This is a genomic window from Massilibacteroides vaginae, assembly GCF_900178525.1.
GTDB classification, from domain to species: Bacteria; Bacteroidota; Bacteroidia; order Bacteroidales; family Tannerellaceae; genus Massilibacteroides; species Massilibacteroides vaginae.
The window spans coordinates 1245205-1264869 of sequence record NZ_FXDJ01000009.1; the positions used below are offsets into that span (position 1 = coordinate 1245205).

The 19665-nt window shown below is 43.1% G+C and carries 15 protein-coding genes; 9 read left to right on the top strand and 6 right to left on the bottom strand.

What is annotated here, in order from left to right:
* Positions 1 to 2 precede the first annotated feature (2 nt).
* The 6 genes from murD to rsmH are packed head-to-tail and all read right to left on the bottom strand — an operon-like array spanning position 3 to position 7542.
* Positions 3 to 1340, bottom strand: coding sequence for a UDP-N-acetylmuramoyl-L-alanine--D-glutamate ligase (gene murD, locus B9Y81_RS13620; RefSeq protein WP_085537451.1), 1338 nt, complete (start codon positions 1338 to 1340; stop codon positions 3 to 5).
* A gap of 5 nt (positions 1341 to 1345) precedes the next feature.
* On the bottom strand, positions 1346 to 2605 hold the full coding sequence (gene mraY, locus B9Y81_RS13625) for a phospho-N-acetylmuramoyl-pentapeptide-transferase (RefSeq protein ID WP_085537452.1): 1260 nt from the start codon (positions 2603 to 2605) through the stop codon (positions 1346 to 1348).
* Positions 2606 to 2608: 3 nt separating this feature from the next.
* Complete coding sequence (locus B9Y81_RS13630) at positions 2609 to 4069, bottom strand: UDP-N-acetylmuramoyl-L-alanyl-D-glutamate--2,6-diaminopimelate ligase (protein WP_085537453.1); 1461 nt, start codon at positions 4067 to 4069, stop codon at positions 2609 to 2611.
* Between the two features lie 21 nt (positions 4070 to 4090).
* Complete coding sequence (locus B9Y81_RS13635; protein WP_085537454.1) at positions 4091 to 6259, bottom strand: penicillin-binding protein; 2169 nt, start codon at positions 6257 to 6259, stop codon at positions 4091 to 4093.
* A 4-nt stretch (positions 6260 to 6263) separates the two neighbouring features.
* Positions 6264 to 6617 (bottom strand): FtsL-like putative cell division protein, encoded by a 354-nt coding sequence (locus tag B9Y81_RS13640; protein WP_085537455.1) that lies wholly within the window; start codon positions 6615 to 6617, stop codon positions 6264 to 6266.
* Between the two features lie 7 nt (positions 6618 to 6624).
* Positions 6625 to 7542 (bottom strand): 16S rRNA (cytosine(1402)-N(4))-methyltransferase RsmH, encoded by a 918-nt coding sequence (gene rsmH, locus B9Y81_RS13645; RefSeq protein ID WP_085537456.1) that lies wholly within the window; start codon positions 7540 to 7542, stop codon positions 6625 to 6627.
* A gap of 572 nt (positions 7543 to 8114) precedes the next feature.
* Between rsmH and B9Y81_RS13650 the strand changes: the two genes are divergently transcribed.
* The 9 genes from B9Y81_RS13650 to purD all read left to right on the top strand — a co-directional run bounded on the left by B9Y81_RS13650 (position 8115) and on the right by purD (position 19662).
* Positions 8115 to 9611: a catalase gene (locus B9Y81_RS13650; RefSeq protein ID WP_085537457.1), complete on the top strand. Its 1497-nt coding sequence runs from the start codon at positions 8115 to 8117 to the stop codon at positions 9609 to 9611.
* A gap of 226 nt (positions 9612 to 9837) precedes the next feature.
* Positions 9838 to 11274, top strand: a complete 1437-nt coding sequence (aldA, locus tag B9Y81_RS13655) for an aldehyde dehydrogenase (RefSeq protein ID WP_085537458.1) — start codon at positions 9838 to 9840, stop codon at positions 11272 to 11274.
* Positions 11275 to 11279: 5 nt separating this feature from the next.
* Positions 11280 to 12020 (top strand): (Fe-S)-binding protein, encoded by a 741-nt coding sequence (locus B9Y81_RS13660; RefSeq protein WP_085537459.1) that lies wholly within the window; start codon positions 11280 to 11282, stop codon positions 12018 to 12020.
* The gene (locus B9Y81_RS13665) at positions 12017 to 13414 is read left to right on the top strand and encodes a lactate utilization protein B (RefSeq protein WP_085537460.1); all 1398 of its coding nucleotides are present in this window, start codon (positions 12017 to 12019) and stop codon (positions 13412 to 13414) included. Before B9Y81_RS13660 ends, B9Y81_RS13665 begins: the two co-directional genes overlap by 4 nt.
* A complete protein-coding gene (locus tag B9Y81_RS13670) occupies positions 13407 to 13985 on the top strand; it encodes a LutC/YkgG family protein (RefSeq protein ID WP_085537461.1) in 579 nt (192 codons plus the stop codon). The genes B9Y81_RS13665 and B9Y81_RS13670 overlap by 8 nt, the downstream gene beginning before the upstream one ends.
* Before the next feature lie 249 nt (positions 13986 to 14234).
* Positions 14235 to 14708: a pyridoxamine 5'-phosphate oxidase family protein gene (locus tag B9Y81_RS13675; RefSeq protein WP_085537462.1), complete on the top strand. Its 474-nt coding sequence runs from the start codon at positions 14235 to 14237 to the stop codon at positions 14706 to 14708.
* A 124-nt stretch (positions 14709 to 14832) separates the two neighbouring features.
* Entirely contained in the window at positions 14833 to 16212 is a 1380-nt protein-coding gene (locus tag B9Y81_RS13680) for a THUMP domain-containing class I SAM-dependent RNA methyltransferase (RefSeq protein ID WP_085537794.1), read from the top strand.
* On the top strand, positions 16202 to 18364 hold the full coding sequence (locus tag B9Y81_RS13685) for a S9 family peptidase (RefSeq protein WP_085537793.1): 2163 nt from the start codon (positions 16202 to 16204) through the stop codon (positions 18362 to 18364). Before B9Y81_RS13680 ends, B9Y81_RS13685 begins: the two co-directional genes overlap by 11 nt.
* Before the next feature lie 26 nt (positions 18365 to 18390).
* Entirely contained in the window at positions 18391 to 19662 is a 1272-nt protein-coding gene (gene purD / locus B9Y81_RS13690; protein ID WP_085537463.1) for a phosphoribosylamine--glycine ligase, read from the top strand.
* Positions 19663 to 19665 lie beyond the last annotated feature (3 nt).

The following is a 19665-nucleotide window of genomic DNA, read 5'->3' on the forward strand; positions in this document are numbered from 1 at the left end:
GATTATAAATCGCGGACGCAAGCCTTAAATTGCTCGCCCCTGTCTTCGTAATTTTTGAATAAATCAAAGCTGGCGCAACAGGGAGATAATAAAACAGTATCTCCTTTTTCTGCCAGTTTATAAGCTTTAGATACAGCTTCTTCCATAGAATGGGCATCCTCTATTTGATCTGCCTTTCCATCAAAAAAATCATGAAGCTTGGTGTTATCTACTCCTAAAAAGATCAGCGCGCGTGCTTTTTTACGAACTAACTCTTCTATTTCCGAGTAGTCATTCCCTTTATCGGTACCACCGAGAATAAGCACGATTTTAGTTTCGATACTTTGTAGCGCGTACCAACAGGAATTTACATTTGTTGCCTTGGAATCGTTGATGTAGTCTACACCACGAATACGTAAAACTTTCTCTAAACGATGCTCCACTCCGGCAAAGTCGCTTAAAGATTCCCTGATTTTCTCATCCTGAATATCCAAGATCCGGGCAGCGATTCCCGCGGCTAAAGAGTTATACAAATTGTGTTTCCCTGTAAGTGCTAATATGTCCTGTTCCATTGTAAAAGTTCCGTTTGATGTTTCAATCATCACGTTGTTGTTTATCGTATAGCCCTTTACTCCCGGTTTAAATTCCGCGGAAAAAGGATAAAGAGTTGCTTCCGGAGTTCGCTTCGCGATTTCACGGGCAATTACAGGATCGTCATTCCAGAATATGAACGTGTCTTGCTCCGTCTGATTCTGAATGATACGGAACTTCGCGTTAATATAATTCTGCATGTCATAATTATAACGATCCAAATGATCCGGTGTTATATTAAGCAATATAGCGATGTCAGCTTTAAACGTATACATATTATCCAGCTGAAAACTGCTTAATTCAATTACATAATAATCATGTGGCGATTCTGCCACCTGAAGCGCGAGACTGTTTCCTACATTTCCGGCCAGTCCCACATCAAGTCCGGCTTGTTGAAGAATATGATAGGTCAGCATCGTGGTTGTTGTCTTGCCGTTGCTTCCGGTGATGCAAATCATTTTAGACGTAGTGTATCGTCCGGCAAACTCGATCTCGGAAATGACGGGGATATTTTTCTCCTTACTTTTTACAATAACAGGAGCCTTGTCCGGAATACCGGGACTTTTTATGATTTCGTCGGCATTTAAAACCAGCTCTTCCGTATGTTTGCCCTCTTCCCAGGGAATCTGATGGGCATTAAGCATTTCCTTGTACTTAGCCGGGATCACGGAGAAATCCGACACAAATGTGTCGAAACCTTTGGCCTGCGCCAATATGGCTGCACCGGTTCCGCTTTCTCCTCCACCTAATATGACAATTCTTTTTTTCATCTAGCTTATCTCATCTTTAGCGTAACGATTGTGATAACAGCCAGAATAATGCCGATCAACCAGAAACGGACAACAATCTTTGATTCCGGAACAACATTAAACGGCTTCTGGAGCATTGCCTGAATGCCGGCATTCCCTTGCTTTTGAAAATGATGGTGGAGAGGCGTCATCTTGAAGATACGTCGACCTTCGCCATATTTCTTTTTTGTATATTTAAAATAAGCTACTTGAAGTATTACAGAAAGACTTTCAACAAGAAATATGCCACAAAGTATAGGAATAAGTAATTCCTTGCGAATGATAATGGCAAATACCGCAATAATACCGCCAAGGGTAAGACTTCCGGTGTCTCCCATGAAAACCTGCGCGGGATAAGCGTTATACCACAAAAAGCCAATTGTGGCGCCGATAAACGCCGCGGCAAAAACTACTAACTCTTCAGCTCCCGGAATAAACATGATGTTCAGGAAAGACGCGAATTGAACGTGTGAAGACATGTAGGCTAAAATGCCTAAAGCCACCCCGATGATTGCCGAACTACCTGCGGCAAGCCCATCCAATCCATCCGTCAGGTTGGCCCCGTTGGAAACAGCCGTTACAACAAGAATAACCATCAAAACAAACACAATCCAGGCAGCGGGTTCTTTGTATTCATTCGCCCAGCTAACCAAAACGGCATAATCGAAGTTGTTATTCTTCATAAACGGAATGGTTGTTTTCGTTGATTTGGCTTCATCCTGATATACATTCACTTCTTCAATTGTATTCGCCGCGCGCATTTCAACATTTTCACGGATCACCACATCCGGACTTATGAATAAGATTATACCTACAATAAGTCCAAGTCCAATCTGCCCAACAATTTTGAACCTGCCGTGAAGCCCCTCTTTATCTTTCTTGAACACCTTGATGTAATCGTCTGTGAAACCTATCGCACCTAACCAAATTGTTGTAATCAACATAAGGATGATGTAGATATTCTCCAGGCGGGCACACAAAAGAACAGGAACGAGGATAGCAATAATAATGATAATACCTCCCATCGTAGGAGTCCCCTTTTTGTTCATCTGCCCCTCAAGTCCGAGATTCCGAACAGTCTCGCCAATCTGAAGCTGTTGTAATCTGTCTATAATTCTGCGACCGATAGCCGTGGAGATAAATAAAGAAAGTATCAAAGCTAATCCCGAACGGAATGATACATACTTAAACATCCCTGCTCCGGGCAGGTCGATCTGATCTAAATAATTAAACAGATAATATAACATGTCTTATAATTCTTGTGTTTTAAAAATTTCCTGCACCTTTTCTCTATCGTCAAAATGATGCTTCACCCCTTTTACATCCTGATAGTCCTCATGCCCCTTACCGGCAATCAGGATAACATCTCCTTTTTTTGCCAGCATGATAGCTGTTTTGATTGCTTGCGTTCGGTCTGTGATGCAAAGTGTTCGTTGCATATCCGACGCGGATAATCCGGCAACCATATCTTGTATGATTGCATCCGGTTCTTCAAAACGAGGATTGTCTGACGTCAGGATCACCTGATCACTTTTATCCACGGCTTCTTTGGCCATCAAAGGGCGTTTCCCCTTATCCCGATTACCACCTGCGCCTACAACCGTAATAACCCGGCCGCTTCCTTCAAGCACTTCATGAATTCCGTTGAGTACATTAGACAATGCGTCAGGCGTATGGGCATAATCTACAATCGCGGTATAGCCTAACACAGAGCGAATTGTTTCGAAACGCCCCGAAACAGACTGAAGTGTGCTTAGTCCTATGAGTATATCTTCGGGTTCTTCTCCCAAAGCGACTGCCGCTCCGTAAACAGCCAATAGATTATAGGTGTTAAAACGTCCTACAAAATGCACCATCACTTCCCGGTCGTTGATCAGAAGATCGGTGCCTTCAAAATGAGATTCCAGAATTTTAGCCTTAAAGTCGGCGAGCGTTCTTAACGAGTAAGTCAATTTCTTAGCCGTCGTGTTTTGCAACATAACCGGACCGGCTTTGTCATCCATATTGGTCAGGGCAAATGCTGTTGCGGGAAGATTGTCAAAGAAAGTCTTTTTTGCCTTCAGATAATTATCTACCGTTTTGTGATAATCCAAATGGTCACGTGTGAGATTCGTGAAAATCGCACCGTCAAAGTGTAAACCGCTAATACGTCGCTGATCTACCGCGTGAGAACTTACTTCCATAAACGCGTATTCACAACCGGCGTCTACCATACGTGCCAATAAGGCATGAAGTGTTAGCGGATCGGGCGTAGTGTGCTCTGTTGGAACCGCTTCATTGTCAATATAATTACATACGGTTGAAAGTAATCCCGTTTTATATCCTAATTTGCGGAAAAGCGAATATAATAAGGTAGCGGTTGTTGTTTTCCCGTTTGTTCCGGTAACGCCAACCAGCATCAATTGTTCCGAAGGAAAGCCATACCATGCCGAGGCTAACTTTCCCAAAGCGTCGGCCGAATCCTTTACTTGTATAAAAGAACATGTCGATTCGAGCCCGGCAGGAATCTCTTCGCAGACGATCGCTACCGCACCCTGCTCAATTGCTCCGGCAATATAGGTGTGCCCATCTACCGCTGTTCCTCTTACGGCAACGAATAGATTTCCTTCTACTACTGATCGTGAATCAGCCTGGATGCCGGTTATTACCTTATCTGTCTCTCCGGTCAGGAGCGGCGAAGGCAGCGAGCTAATTAATTCCTTTAGTTTCATATCTTGTTATACTAAATCTTTCTATTTTAATGTAAGTAAAACAGTCTGCCCTTTTGCTATCCGTTGTCCGGGAGAAAGACTTTGCGAAACCACCCGGCCGCTACCTTGCAGATTTACACGTAAGCCGGCACTCTCCATCAGGAATACGGCGTCTTTCGCACCCATGCCTGTTACACGGGGAACCAAACCTTCTTTCAGGGTCAAATCTTTTAACACAACCTTGTCCCCCGACTCTGTACGTTCGGCAACGAGCCAGTCTGTTTCTACGTTATCCTCCTCTGTGTCAATATTCAGTGCATTCAACGCGAGTTTCAGGTCTTTCTTTCCACCCGACTTAGGAAGAGGTGTAAGTACAGCTAACGAGTCCCTCTCTACAGATTTGATGTCGAATGCCATGTGATTGGCGTAAATTTTTTCAGCGATATTTTTCACCACCACTCCGGACATACCTCCTCCGGAAGCATAGCCGATACGTGGACGTCTGATCACCACAATGCTGGAATACTTAGGCTTGTCGGCCGGAAAATAACCGCAGAAAGTTACCTGATGCCCGCTTGTGCGATATACACCTCCCGATGCGATCTGTGCCGTTCCGGTTTTACCCGCAATGGGTATCGCGTCCGAATGAATCACCTTTCCCGTACCTTTTTCTACTACCCCAAGCAACATATCCTGAATGATTTCAAGCGTCTTGTCGGAACAGATAGACGATTTCAATACCTCTGTCGAGAAGCTTTTCGATACCTTGCCATTATTTAATATCTCTTTGGTAAACATGGGGCGAACCATCTTTCCGCTATTCGCTATCGCATTGAAAAAGGTTAAAGTGTAGATAGGAGGGATCTGCGTTTCGTAACCGAAAGACATCCACGGAAGCGTGGTTTTCGACCAATACAAAGCCGTGTCGTTGGGCATTCGGATTTTAGCACGACCTGCACCCGGAATTTCCAGGTTCAAAGGAATGGTCAGCCCGAGTTTGTAAAGACCCTCAACAAATTTTGTCGGATTCTTGTCGTACCCTTTCAGGATGGTTTTGGCAACACCGATGTTGGAAGAAAACCAAATAGCTTCCTCTACCGAGATGCGCCCGTATCCTCCCCGGTTCATGTTGTGGTCGGTCATGCGGGCTCCTTTATACATATATATACCATTGCCTACATCTACAGTGTCGTGCGGGCTACAAAGACCGTCTTCCAACGCCACCATAATGGAGGCTACTTTAAAGGTAGAACCCGGCTCTATCTCGTCGGCCACGGCATGATTTTTAGTTTCGCCGTAAACCCCTTCACGGATACGTCCCATATTGGTTATCGCCTTAATTTCTCCGGTTTCTACCTCCATCACAATGGCAGTGCCCGATTCTGCATCGATGTTCCGAAGCATATCTACGAGTGATTTTTCCGTGATGTCTTGTAGTCCGATATCAATAGTGGTACGAATATCCATTCCGTCAACCGGTTCAATCTCAACCACATTCGTCCATCCGCCACCCAAGCGGCGTACAGAGCTGAGTCCGGCTTCTCCGCGAAGTAACGAATCGTACTGTAGTTCCAGTCCGTTTTTACCTTTTGTAACTCCGCTCTCCTCTATTTCCCCATAAATATCGCCGATGGTACGTGAAGCCAACGTGCCGAAAGGCTTTTGGCGTTGCACCATTTCTTTGGTGTAAAACCCGCTTTTGTATTTGCTTTGCCGCAGAAACGGATATTTTTTGATTTCTTTCAGATCGGAATAGGAGATGCGCCCTTCAAAAATGGGGTATTGGCGGCTTTTGCTTTTTAATCCGCTTAATAAATGCGCTTTATACCCTGCCGGAGTCCGGTTTTTTAATTTTCGGGATAAATAAATCGATAAAGAATCGATGCCGTTCGTTTTGGATTTCAGGAACGTATCAACCGCAAAACCATCTGCCCTAAAGTCGATATACGTGTAATAACGAGGAACGCTTGTAGCCATCAGTTTGCCATCTTCAGCGTAAATATTCCCCCGTCCCGGCAGAATCAGCCGGTTGGGTCGCTGCTGGCTGGCGGCTACCTTCTCCCATTTGTCTTTTTCAACAAAAGCCGTATTGAAAGCACAGATAATAATTCCTGCAACAATAAAGCCCAAGAAGACTACAACGATAAAATAGTTCGTTAGAATCCTGTTGGTTTTCGGACCTTGTTCATTCACACCTTTCTCTTCAGACATAGTTCTATTTATGAATTTCGTAAGGAGGTTTCTTGGCAACTTCCAGATCTATACCTTGCTCCTCGATCAAAAATTCGATCTGAGACTGCCGGCTATGCCCGGTTAATTCGGACGAAATAGAAAGCGCCTCAAAACGGACGTCGCGCAGTTGCTGCTGCAAACGATCTATTTCCCTTAATTTCTGCATGCAGGTATACCTGTTGCCAATGAAGAAAAAGATCAGCACAACAACCAGCACGATCATTTTTGTATGCCTGACAATGAAATCCTCTTTCAGGATCCCTCCACCCAGAATGTACAAAAGCGATAGCCTTTTTTCTTTTTTCTTTGTTTGTTTTTGCTGTTTCTTCTCTTCCATATCTTCTCTATATCTTTTCAGCTATACGTAATTTCGCACTTCTTGATCTTGGATTTCTTTCTACCTCTTCTGCCGACGGAACAATTACTTTATTGTTGATCATCCGGAAAGGCGTTTGCCTGTTTCCAAAGAAGTCCTGTTCGCTCTTACCCTCGAAATTGCCTGTTTTCAGAAAGTTTTTTACTAACCGGTCTTCTAATGAGTGATAGGTCATAACCACTAATCGCCCGCCCGGTTTTAACACCTGAAGACTCTGGCTTAGCATGTCTTTCAACGCGCGCATCTCGTCGTTCACTTCGATACGTAACGCCTGAAACACTTGCGCGAGGAATTTTTTTTCTTTGTCTTTTGCCGTAAACGGTTTTATTACATCCAGCAGAGTCTCAATCGTGTCAATCGGTCTGTTTACTCTTTCTCTTACGAATAAGGACGCTAACCTGCGCGCCATTTTCAATTCGCCATAAAGATAAAATACATCCGCTAAAGCCTCTTCAGAATAGTTGTTTACTACATCAGCCGCGGTTTTACCGGAGCGTGTATTCATACGCATGTCCAGCGCTCCGTCAAAACGGAAAGAAAACCCCCGGTCTTTATCGTCAAAATGATGAGAAGAAACGCCCAAATCGGCCAATAACCCATTTGCTTCTTCCACAATACCGTGGTAACGGGCAAAATTATATAAATAACGAAAATTGCTTCGGATAAAAGTAAAGCGGTTGTCTTTGGGTATATTTTGCTCCGCATCAGCATCCTGATCAAACCCGTATAGCCTGCCGGAGTTTCCCAGATGGGTCAGAATTTCGCGAGAATGCCCGCCACCGCCAAAGGTAACGTCGATGTAAACGCCGTTAGAAATGATAGCCAAACCCTCAATACATTCGTTTAGCATGACCGGTACATGATAAACCTCCTCCTCTTTTCCCATTTCTCGAATTTAAAATCACTAATTGACAGTAAAATTAAATACTTTCATCCAATATAAATAGCAAATAGCTGTAAAAAGTTATCAACACCCTGAAATCATGCCTTTTACCCCCACTGATATGTTGTGTTACTTTAAGTGTGCTTTCCACTTTTACTTTTTGTTTATAAACAGCTTGTTTTTATGCGTTTTTTAAGTTAAAAAACGGCAGAATTGTGCTGCTAAAAATGTATTTTTAAAGCATCTGATTATCAATGACTTGAAGCATGAGAAAATGATAAAGGATATTTTTTGAAAAACAAAGGATATTTTTCGAAAAATAAAGGTTATATTTATTTTTATAAAGGATATGGGAAATCAAGTGGCTTTTTTCAGCATGAATTTGAAATGTTAACAAGAGAACTAATTTGTTGCGGATAAGTGTCCATCTTTTCTAAACGCAGGACGATAAATGTAGATTTCCGCCTTCCTTATTGATTTAATATATCAAGGTATCAATTATTACGATGTAAGAAAACACAAATATATTTTATTAAATCTATACTTTTGAATTATATCATTTGAAACACAAGATTATGGAAGAGAAGAAAAAAACATTGACTTCTGAGTCGGGGCGACCTATCGCCGATAATCAGAACACCAGTACGGCAGGGCCTCACGGGCCGGTATTAATGCAAGACGCATGGTATATGGAAAAACTGGCGCATTTTAATCGTGAGCGTATTCCGGAAAGGGTGGTTCATGCAAAAGGTTCCGGCGCTTTTGGTACATTAACCATTACGCATGATATCTCACAATACACAAAGGCATCCCTATTCTCTGAAATCGGGAAAAAGACACCGTTGTTCCTGCGTTTTTCGACCGTTGCCGGTGAACGTGGAGCTGCGGATACGGAACGGGATGTGCGTGGTTTTGCATTGAAATTTTATACGGAAGAGGGTAACTGGGACTTGGTAGGCAACAATACGCCTGTATTTTTCCTGCGTGACCCGCTGAAATTCCCGGATTTTATTCACACGCAAAAGCGTGATCCGCAAACCAACTTGCGTAGTGCTACAGCGGCATGGGATTTCTGGAGTTTATCTCCTGAAACATTACATCAGGTAATGATTCTGATGAGTGACCGGGGAATTCCGCAAAATCTGCGGCAGCAACACGGATTCGGTAGCCATACATTTAGCTTTATAAATAAAGATAATGTAAGGTATTGGGTGAAATTTCATTTTAAAACACAACAGGGCATTGCTAATTTCACTGATCAGGAAGCGGCAGATATTGTTGCGAAAGACAGAGAATATTCTCAACGGGATTTGTTTAACCACATTGCTTCCGGCAACTTCCCTAAATGGAAGATGTGTGTTCAGATCATGCCCGAAGAAGATGCAAAGACTTATCGTTTCAATCCGTTTGATCTGACCAAGGTGTGGAGCCAGAAAGATTATCCGCTTATTGAAGTAGGCGTAATGGAGTTGAACCGTAATCCGGATAACTACTTCGCGACAGTAGAACAGGCAGCCTTTAACCCGGCGAATATTGTTCCCGGAATCAGTTATTCTCCGGATAAAATGCTTCAAGGACGTTTGTTTGCCTATGGTGACGCTCATCGTTATCGCTTAGGAGTGAATTTTGAAAGTCTTCCGGTTAATGCCCCTAAATGTCCGGTGCATAACTATCACAGAGATGGACACATGCGTTTTGACAACAATGGAGGAGCAAGCCCGAATTATGAGCCAAACAGTTTTAACGGTCCCGTAGAAAACAAGGCTTATCAGGAACCACCATTGAAACTGGAAGGGGATGCCTACAATTACAATCATCGCGACGATAAAGATTACTATACTCAACCGGGAGACCTTTACAAGTTGCTTCCTGAAGCTGAGAAAATACGTTTACACGGCAATGCGGCCCGTTCAATGACCGGTGTGCCGGAAGAAATTCAAGTACGAGCTATCGCCCGATTCTATCAGGCAGACGCAAGATGCGGAGAAGGTATTGCCGGCGAATTAAAAATCAGTTTGGATAAAGTTCTCGCCGAAGTAAAAAAACAACAGGAAAAGGATTACCTGAATTAAAGACATTTTTTTAACACTTATCTGTAGTCACGCGTCCTCCCAAAAAAAAGAGGGCGCGTGCTCTTTCTGTAGCAGACTGAATAAACAACTCCCATTTTTGCAACTTTTTCTGTCAAATATTAAATAAGAAATAAGTACCCCTTCTCTAAATTTGTAAATGACCGCTATCCGTTTAGGATATAGACGATTTAATTTATATTATTTAGCTACTTAAATTGGAGAACTTATGAAAAGTCTGAAAATGTTTATTGACGGTAAATTTATTGAAAACAATACCGGAAAATGGATCGATGTGTTAAATCCCTCCACAGAAGAAGTAATTGCTCGTCAACCGGATGGCACGGTGGATGATGTTCGCAAGGCGATTGATGCTGCGGAAAAGGCACAAACTGCTTGGGAAAAGCTCCCGGCTATTCAACGTGCCGGTTATTTGATGCGTATTGCTTCCGGTATACGGAAAAGAGAGAAAGAACTGACTGATATTATTGTTGCTGAAGGTGGTAAAACACAAGGCTTAGCCAACGTTGAGGTTTTGTTTACGGCCGACTACATTGAATACATGGCCGGATGGGCTCGTCGTTATGAGGGCGAAATTATTCAGAGTGATCGTCCGCTTGAAAGTATTTTTCTTTTCAAAAAAGCAATAGGTGTTACAACCGGCATTTTACCTTGGAACTTTCCGTTCTTCCTTATTGCCCGTAAAGCTGCTCCTGCACTGGTGACAGGTAATACGATTGTAGTTAAGCCAAGTCAGATTACGCCGATCAACGCGCATGTTTTTGCGGAAATAGTGGCGGAATCCGGTTTGCCGGCAGGTGTATTCAATTTGGTGAATGGGCGTGGTTCTGTGTTAGGCAATGAGTTGGCTTCAAATCCGAAAGTCGGCATGGTAAGTCTTACAGGAAGTGTAGAAGCCGGACAGCAGACAATGGCTGCCGCCGCTCCGAATATAACGAAGGTTTCTCTTGAACTCGGAGGAAAAGCACCCGCGATTGTGATGGACGATGCCGATCTTGATCTGGCTGTTAAGTCGATCGTTGCTTCACGCGTAATTAATACGGGACAAGTGTGTAACTGTGCCGAGCGTGTTTATGTGCATAGTAAGGTAAAGGATCTGTTTATCGATAAGCTTGTAGCCGCTATGGGAGAGGTTAAAGTAGGCAACCCTGCCGAAGTGGCAGACCTTGATATGGGACCGCTTGTGGAAGCAAAAGCATTGACTACCGTTCATGAAAAAGTGGAAAAAGCAATAGAGCAAGGTGCGAAATTAGTTTGCGGAGGCAATAGAATAGGAAATAAAGGTTACTTTTACGAGCCGACAGTATTGATCAATGCCACGCAGAAGATGGACATTATTCAGGAAGAGACCTTTGGTCCGGTTCTGCCCGTTGTGGAATTTACGGATATTGAAGATGCTATTGCCTGGGCAAATGATTGTGAATACGGGCTCACTTCTTCTGTATACACACAAAATCTGGACACTGCATTCAAGCTGGTTAGAGCACTCAAGTTTGGCGAAACATATATTAATAGAGAAAACTTTGAAGCCATGCAGGGATTCCATGCAGGCTGGCGCAAATCCGGGATAGGAGGTGCGGATGGCAAACATGGATTGGAAGAATACCTGCAGACACATGTAGTGTATCTCGAAACTAAAGCATAGTTTAAATGAAAGTAGGGTTATTTATCCCGTGTTATGTAAACGCGGTCTATCCCGAGGTTGGCGTTGCCTCTTACAAATTATTAGATTATTTGGGGATTGATGTAGATTATCCTTTGGAACAAACCTGCTGCGGCCAGCCAATGGCCAACGCAGGTTTTGAAGACAAAGCGATTCCGTTGGCCGCTGAGTTCGACCGCATTTTTGACAATTACGATTATGTGGTGGGGCCTTCCGCCAGTTGTGTTGCGTTCGTTCGCGAACATCACCCGGACTTACTGAAGAAAGAAGGACATGCATGTCGTACAAGTGGTAAGATATATGATATCTGCGAGTTTCTGCATGATATCGTAAAAGTAGACAAACTGCCCGGTCGGTTCCCGCACAAAGTGAGCATACACAATAGTTGTCACGGCGTACGCGAATTACAACTTTCTGCAGCCAGCGAATTAAATATCCCCCGCTTTTCAAAAATTAAAGATCTGCTCTCTCTTGTGGAGGGAGTGGAGATTTATGAGCCGGATTATGTGGATGAGTGTTGTGGGTTCGGTGGTATGTTTGCCATTGAAGAACCTTCAGTTTCTGTTTGTATGGGACAAGACAAAGTGCATAACCATATACAAACGGGAGCGGAATATATTACAGGAGCAGACAGTTCGTGCCTGATGCATATGCAAGGGGTAGCTCAACGGGAAAAACTGCCGATCAAGTTTATTCATGTCACACAAATTTTGGCGTCCGGATTATGAGTACGAAACACACAAAAGCCGCTGATCGCTTTATTGCCAATAAGGCGCAGGAAACATGGCATAATCAAACCTTGCATTTTGTTCGGGATAAACGGGATAAAGTAGCCATGCAATTACCTGAATGGGAAGAGCTGCGCGATACTGCACACCAGATCAAGATGCATACCATAACACATCTGGATCAATATTTAGAGGAATTTTCCACCCAAGCAGAAGCAAATGGCGTGCGGGTTCATTGGGCGAAAGACGCGGAAGAACACAACCGGATCGTTTATACCATTCTGCATAGTCACCATGTAAAGAAATTGGTTAAGAGCAAATCTATGTTGACGGAAGAATGCCATCTTAACCCTTACCTGATTGAACGGGGTATACAAGTGGTTGAAAGTGACCTCGGAGAGCGCATTCTCCAATTGATGGATCAGGCTCCGAGTCATATTGTAATGCCGGCGATTCATCTGAAACGGCAAGAAGTAGGGAAACTTTTTGAAGAAAAATTGCAAACAGAAAAAGACAACAGTGACCCGACCTACCTTACCCGTGCCGCGCGAGCGCATTTGCGTGAAGAATTTCTAACGGCCGATGCTGCAATGACGGGGGCTAATTTTGGTGTTGCCGCAACGGGAGATATAGTTGTTTGTACAAACGAAGGCAATGCGGATATGGGAACTTCCCTTTCTCCGCTGCATATTGTGTCGATGGGTATGGAAAAGCTGGTTCCCGACCTGAAATCTCTTGCCGTCTTTACCCGCTTACTTGCCCGTTCTGCTACGGGACAACCTGTGACGGCCTATACTTCTCACTATCGCAAACCCCGTGAAGGAGGTGAAATGCATCTGGTGATTGTAGACAATGGCAGAAGTGATACATTGGCCAACAGCGAACACATTCAAACCCTGAAATGTATTCGTTGTGGAGCTTGTATGAATACTTGCCCTGTTTATCGTAGAAGTGGTGGATATTCATACACCTATTTTATTCCCGGCCCAATCGGTATTAACCTGGGGATGCTTCGTTCTCCGGAAGAATATTCGGATAACGTATCCGCCTGTTCACTTTGCTACTCATGCAATAATGTATGCCCCGTAAAAATAGACCTGGCAGACCAGATATACAGATGGCGGCAAAAACTGGATTCATTCGGAAAAGCCGATCCGATGAAAAAAATAATGTCTGTCGGAATGGAATTTATGTTTAAACGTCCAACCCTGTTTCGTGCAGGACTGAAAATGGCACCTATGCTTAACTACATGCCTCGTCCGTTTGTTTATAACGGATTGAATGATTGGGGAAAGGGTAGGGAATTACCTCGTTTCGCTTCCTCATCATTCGCTTCTCTGTGGCAGAAAGGAAAAGTAACAGGCGCAAAACAAAAACATACCGATCATGAGTAGCAAAGCAGAAATAATAGCAAGAGTGAAGCAGCATATCAAAGAAAAACACGATATGCCGACTATAGAAATTAACGCAATACAGTATGCCGATAAAATAGCCCAATTCAAAAGCATACTTCAAACAACAGGAGGTGAAGCGATAGAATTACAGCCCGACGAAAACCTCAATGAATTAATCCGCGCTCACTTTACAGAGGCAAAAAACATAGCCTCAAACTTGCCGGAAATCAGTTTAGCAACCATAAACCCGGACGAAACAGCCGATCCTCATTCGCTAAACCAAATAGATCTGGCCATAGTACGCGGAGAAATCGGTGTAGCAGAAAACGCCTGTGTATGGGTACCACAACTGATGAAAGAACGCGTAATCTGTTTCATCGCTGAATATTTAGTCATCCTGTTAAACAAACAAGACATAGTCAATAACATGCACGAAGCATACGCACAACTCAATTTTCACAATGCTGCTTTCGGCGTTTTCATCTCCGGCCCTTCCAAAACCGCCGACATCGAACAAGCCCTCGTAGTAGGAGCCCACGGCGCCAAAGGATTACTCGTCGTGTTGGTGTAGAAAATTGCATAGTAATATCTTTTAAAACATAAAGGATATTTTTTCAAAAATAACCTTTATGTTTGGAAAAATAACCTTTATGTTTTTTGCCTTTGTAAGTGTTTGGTTTTCAGTGTAGTTGCGAGAGGGGTTTTTTGATCGTTTTTTTCTCTTTTTTTAGGGCTTGGAGGCTGACTTCGTTTGGGGGATTTGTAGAAAGCTAAGGTCTTTTTCTTATTTTTGCAGATAACAGTAAAAGAGGGAGAAAGAATGAAAACTTTAATTCACGAAGACAAGGAGTTTATTGAGGCGGTTATTGCTAAATGCGAAGTTTGTTATCTTGGTATGGCCGATACTGACGGAACGCCTTATGTGCTGCCGATGAATTTCGGATATAAAGATGGGATTATCTACTTGCATTCTGCTCAGGAAGGGCGTAGTATTTCTATTTTAGAGCGTAATCCGAAGGTGTGTATAACGTTTAGTACGGATCACGATCTTGTGTTTCAGCATCCGGAGGTGGCTTGTAGTTATCGTATGCGTTCGAAGAGTGTAATTGCTTGGGGTAAAGTTGAGTATGAGGAAGATTTTGATAAGAAAACAGACGTGCTGAATATCCTGATGGCTCAATATTCGGACAAAGAGTTTCAATATAGTGACCCGGCTGTACGTAATGTGAAGATCTGGAAAATTGAGATGGAAGAGGTAACTTGTAAAGAGTTCGGTGCGCCACATAAAAAATAGCAGGTTGTATAAGTGCGGATAAATTAGATATTTAATGTACTTTTGCCGATATAAAACGCGAATAATCCAACTAAATAAATCGCTTAGTTAGTAATAACAACAAATGAACAACGAGACATTTGAAATGGTGGCCAAAACCCTATATGGGTTAGAAGAAATATTGGCCGGGGAGTTAATTGCCTTAGGGGCTAATGATGTGCAAATAGGCCGACGTATGGTTTCCTTTACCGGAGATAAAGAATTGCTTTACAAAGCTAACTTCTGTTGCCGAACAGCCTTACGTATTTTGAAACCGATATACCACTTTAAAGCAAAAGATGCTGATACGGTATATAAAGAGGTGCAAACTGTTGTGTGGGAAAACTACATTTCTTTAGATAAGACTTTTGCTATAGACTCAGTGATTAACTCGGAAGATTTCAATCACTCTAAGTTTGTTGCGTATCGCACGAAAGACGCGATTGTCGATTATTTTATGGATAAATACGAGAAGCGTCCGTCTGTTCGGGTGAATAATCCGGATTTATATATTAATATTCATATCTCTCATAACGACTGTACGCTGTCTATCGATAGTTCCGGTGAAAGTCTTCACAAGCGTGGTTATCGTATAGAGCAGACCGAGGCTCCACTAAGTGAGGTGTTGGCTGCCGGGATGATTTTGAAAACGGGGTGGAAAGGAGATTCTAATTTTATTGATCCGATGTGTGGTTCGGGTACGCTGTTGATTGAAGCGGCTATGATCGCTCTGAATATTGCTCCGGGTATTCACCGTAAGGAGTTTGCTTTTGAAAAATGGATCGACTTTGATCAGGATCTTTTTGACCGGATATACAATGATGAAAGTGCAGAGCGTGAGTTTAAGTTTAAATGTATTGGTTCGGATATTTCGCCTATTGCGATTGATGCGGCTAAAGCCAATGTTCGCAATGCCGGACTGAATAAGTATATCGACTTGGAAGTAAAGCCTTTTCAGCAATATGCAGAAGCACCGAAACCGGGTATCCTTGTTACAAACCCGCCTTACGGTGAGCGTATTTCTTCACGCGATTTGATGGGACTTTACTCTATGATCGGTGAACGTTTGAAACATGTGTTTTTAGGTTATAAAGCCTGGATTCTTAGCTACAAAGACGAGTGCTTTGATAAAATAGGTTTACGCCCGGCAGAGAAAATCAAGCTGATGAACGGCTCTTTGGAGTGTGAATACCGTTGCTATGACATCTTTGAAGGCAAGAACAAGGATTATAAAAAAGCCTTGAATGAGACTGAAGGAGGCAGAAAGCCGGAACGTAAAGATACCGGAATGAAGAAAGGGCGTGTAGATACTCCACAACGTCGTTTTGCTCAGGCACATCCGGAAGAAGATGATATGTACGAAACGTTTGTTACCCGTAAAAGTGCCGGTTATAAACAAGAAAAACCCCGGTTTAGGGATGATCCTTCCAGAAAAGGAACTAAACCCAAGAAACCTTTTAATAGAAGGGAAAGAGATGATTTTTAAATCGACAAAAACAATTTTTATTTGCCTGTTTGTTTTCTTTAGTTGTATGGGAATGGAAGCGCAAGAAAAACAGTTAACCCTGCATGATCTGACCCCGGGAGGGAAGACGTATAGTAAGTTTACGCCCCGTACAATAAAACAACTTCAGTGGTACGGCAATAAGTATTTATATGTAAGGGGAGATAGCGCGTTCACTGCTCAGCCGGGGAAGAACGAAAGTTTAGCTTTTACTCTTGAGCAACTGAATAAGGCGCTCGAAGTTTCGGAGTTGGATACAATTTCGTCTCTTCCTGCATTTTCTGTTCCGCAAAAAGCGATTCCTCAGCTTTTATTTGTCAGCAAAGGGCATCGTATTTTATATAATCCGGATGAAAATAAAATCAGTTCTTATTATAAGCAGGAAAAAGCGTGGGGCGACTATGAATTAGCTCCTAAAGGAGGATGGTTGGCTTTTACTGTAGGCAATAATATCGGGTTGCTTTCCGCAACAAAAGAAAACAGAACGGTTACCCGGGAATCCGAAGACGGGATTGTTTGCGGACAAGCTGTTCATCAACGTGAATTCGGTATCAACAAAGGACTATTCTGGTCTCCCGAAGGGAATGCTTTAGCGTTCTATCGTATGGACGAACGAATGGTAACGGATTATCCTATCGTAGATATTGATCAACGCTATGCAATAGCCAAGCCTTTTAAATATCCGATGGCCGGAATGAAAAGTCACGAGGTGACTGTAGGCGTTTACCATATTGCGAGCGGAAAGACTGTTTGGTTGGAAACCGGATTGCCGAAAGAGAAATACCTGACGAACATAGGGTGGAGTCCGGATGAAAAAAGCATTTATCTGGCAGAGTTGAACCGTGAACAAAACGAATTCAGCTTAGTTTGTTATAATGCGGAAACAGGAAAAAGAGAAAGCGTCTTATTCCAGGAGAAAAACGATCGCTATGTAGAACCGCAGCATCCGGTTTTATTTCTGCCCGGATCGAATGATCAGTTTATCTGGCAGAGCCAACGTGACGGATATAATCACTTGTACCTATATAATACACAAGGAAAGTTATTGAAGCAATTAACATCCGGCGAGTGGATTGTAAAGGATATAGTAGGTTTTGACAAAAAAGGGCAACACCTGTTTGTTTCGGCTACAGAAGGAAACGGACGGGAAACGCATACCTGGAAAGTAAATTTAAAAAGCGGTAAACGTACTTCCCTTACAACAAATGGAGGCATACATACTACACAAGTAAGTGCCGATGGCGACTTCCTGATAGATATGCACGTTTCTCCTTCCATCCCACGGGATATTAACCTGCTTTCGGCAAAAGACGGTAAAGTAGTGAAGCAATTACTTTCTGCCTCGGATCCTTATAAGGGCTATGAATTGCCTGAAGTATTAATCGGGCAGATCAAGGCGGCAGATGGAAACACGGATTTGAATTACCGCTTGGTTAAACCGGTGGGTTTTGATCCTGCTAAGAAATATCCGGTCATTATTTATGTGTATGGTGGTCCTCATGCTCAGTTAATCACCGACCGTATGTTTTACGGCGCAGGAGGTTGGGATGTTTACATGGCACAAAAGGGATATGCGGTATTTACGGTAGACAGCCGTGGATCGGCAAACCGTGGATTCGCTTTCGAAAGCGTGATTCATCGTAATCTGGGTGTAAACGAAATGGCCGACCAAATGAAAGGGGTGGAGTTCTTGAAAGCTCAACCTTTTATTGATAGCGAACGCATCGGTGTTTATGGCTGGAGTTACGGTGGTTTTATGGCAACAAATTTGATGCTGACACACCCCGATGTGTTTAAGGTAGGAACGGCAGGAGGTCCGGTTATTGACTGGTCAAACTATGAGATCATGTATGGAGAACGTTATATGGATAAGCCGCAAGATAATAAAGAAGGTTATGCCAACGCGAACCTGAAACTAAAAGCCGGCAATCTGCAAGGACGTTTGTTGATGATTCATGGTGCGATCGATCCGGTTGTAGTCTGGCAGCACAGTCTTGGATTTATGAAGGCGTGTGTAGATGCCGGCACCTATCCCGACTATTTTGTTTATCCTACTCATCAACACAATGTGATAGGAAAAGACAGGCCGCATCTTGCCGAAAAGATTGCCCGGTATTTTATAGATTTCTTATAAGAAAAACGAATATAAAACAAGAAAAGATGAAGTTGTTACTATTAGGATCGGGAGGTCGTGAGCATGCATTAGCTTGGAAAATCGCGCAAAGCCCGAAAATTGAAAAGTTATTTATTGCTCCGGGCAATGCCGGTACGGAATTGGTAGGAGAAAATGTTTCTATCAGCGCGACCGACTTTCCTGCAATCAAATCTTTCGTTCTTGACAAAGGGATCGACATGGTCGTTGTCGGGCCGGAAGACCCGTTGGTAAAGGGTGTGTATGACTTTTTCAATACCGACACTTCATTAAAACATATTCCGGTGATAGGGCCATCGAAAGAAGGCGCTCAGTTGGAAGGAAGCAAAGACTTTGCCAAAGCGTTTATGATGCGTCATCATATTCCAACGGCTGGCTATAAAAGCATAACGGCAAACAATCTTGAAGAAGGATATGCTTTCTTAGATTCTCTGCAACCACCTTATGTGTTAAAAGCAGATGGACTTGCGGCCGGTAAGGGCGTGTTGATCATCGATACAAAAGAGGAAGCTAAAAAGGAACTTGCTGATATGCTTGGTGGCATGTTTGGCGATGCAAGCAAAACGGTAGTGATCGAAGAATTCCTTGATGGAATTGAATGTTCTGTCTTTGTTATGACTGATGGAAACGATTATAAAGTGTTGCCCGTAGCCAAAGATTACAAACGTATCGGTGAGGGTAATACCGGCTTGAATACCGGAGGAATGGGTGCTGTATCGCCGGTTTCTTTTGCCGATGAAGCTTTTATGCAGAAGGTAGACGAACGTATTATCCGGCCGACGGTAGAGGGCTTGAAAGCGGAAGGAATCGATTACAAAGGCTTTATCTTTTTAGGTCTTATCCGTGTGAATGGAGAGCCGATGGTTATCGAATATAACTGTCGTATGGGTGATCCGGAAACAGAGGCTGTTATGCTACGTGTGGAAAGTGACTTTGTAGAACTGCTGGAAGGTATAGCTGAGGGCAACTTGGCTTCACGCATCTTGACCGAAGATTCTCGTTCGGCGGTAACCGTAATGCTTGTAAGCGGCGGCTATCCCGAAGCGTATGAAAAGGGAAAGGTGATTACCGGAATTGATGCTGTAAGCAAAGACAGCATTGTTTTCCATGCCGGAACAAAAAAGGACAACGACCGTATACTGACTAATGGTGGACGTGTAATTGCTGTCAGCTCATACGGTAGAGATAAAGAAGAAGCGCTTGCACATTCGTTTGCCGGAGCAAAAAAGATTGATTTCGATAAAAAATATTTCCGTAGCGATATCGGATTTGATTTATAAAAA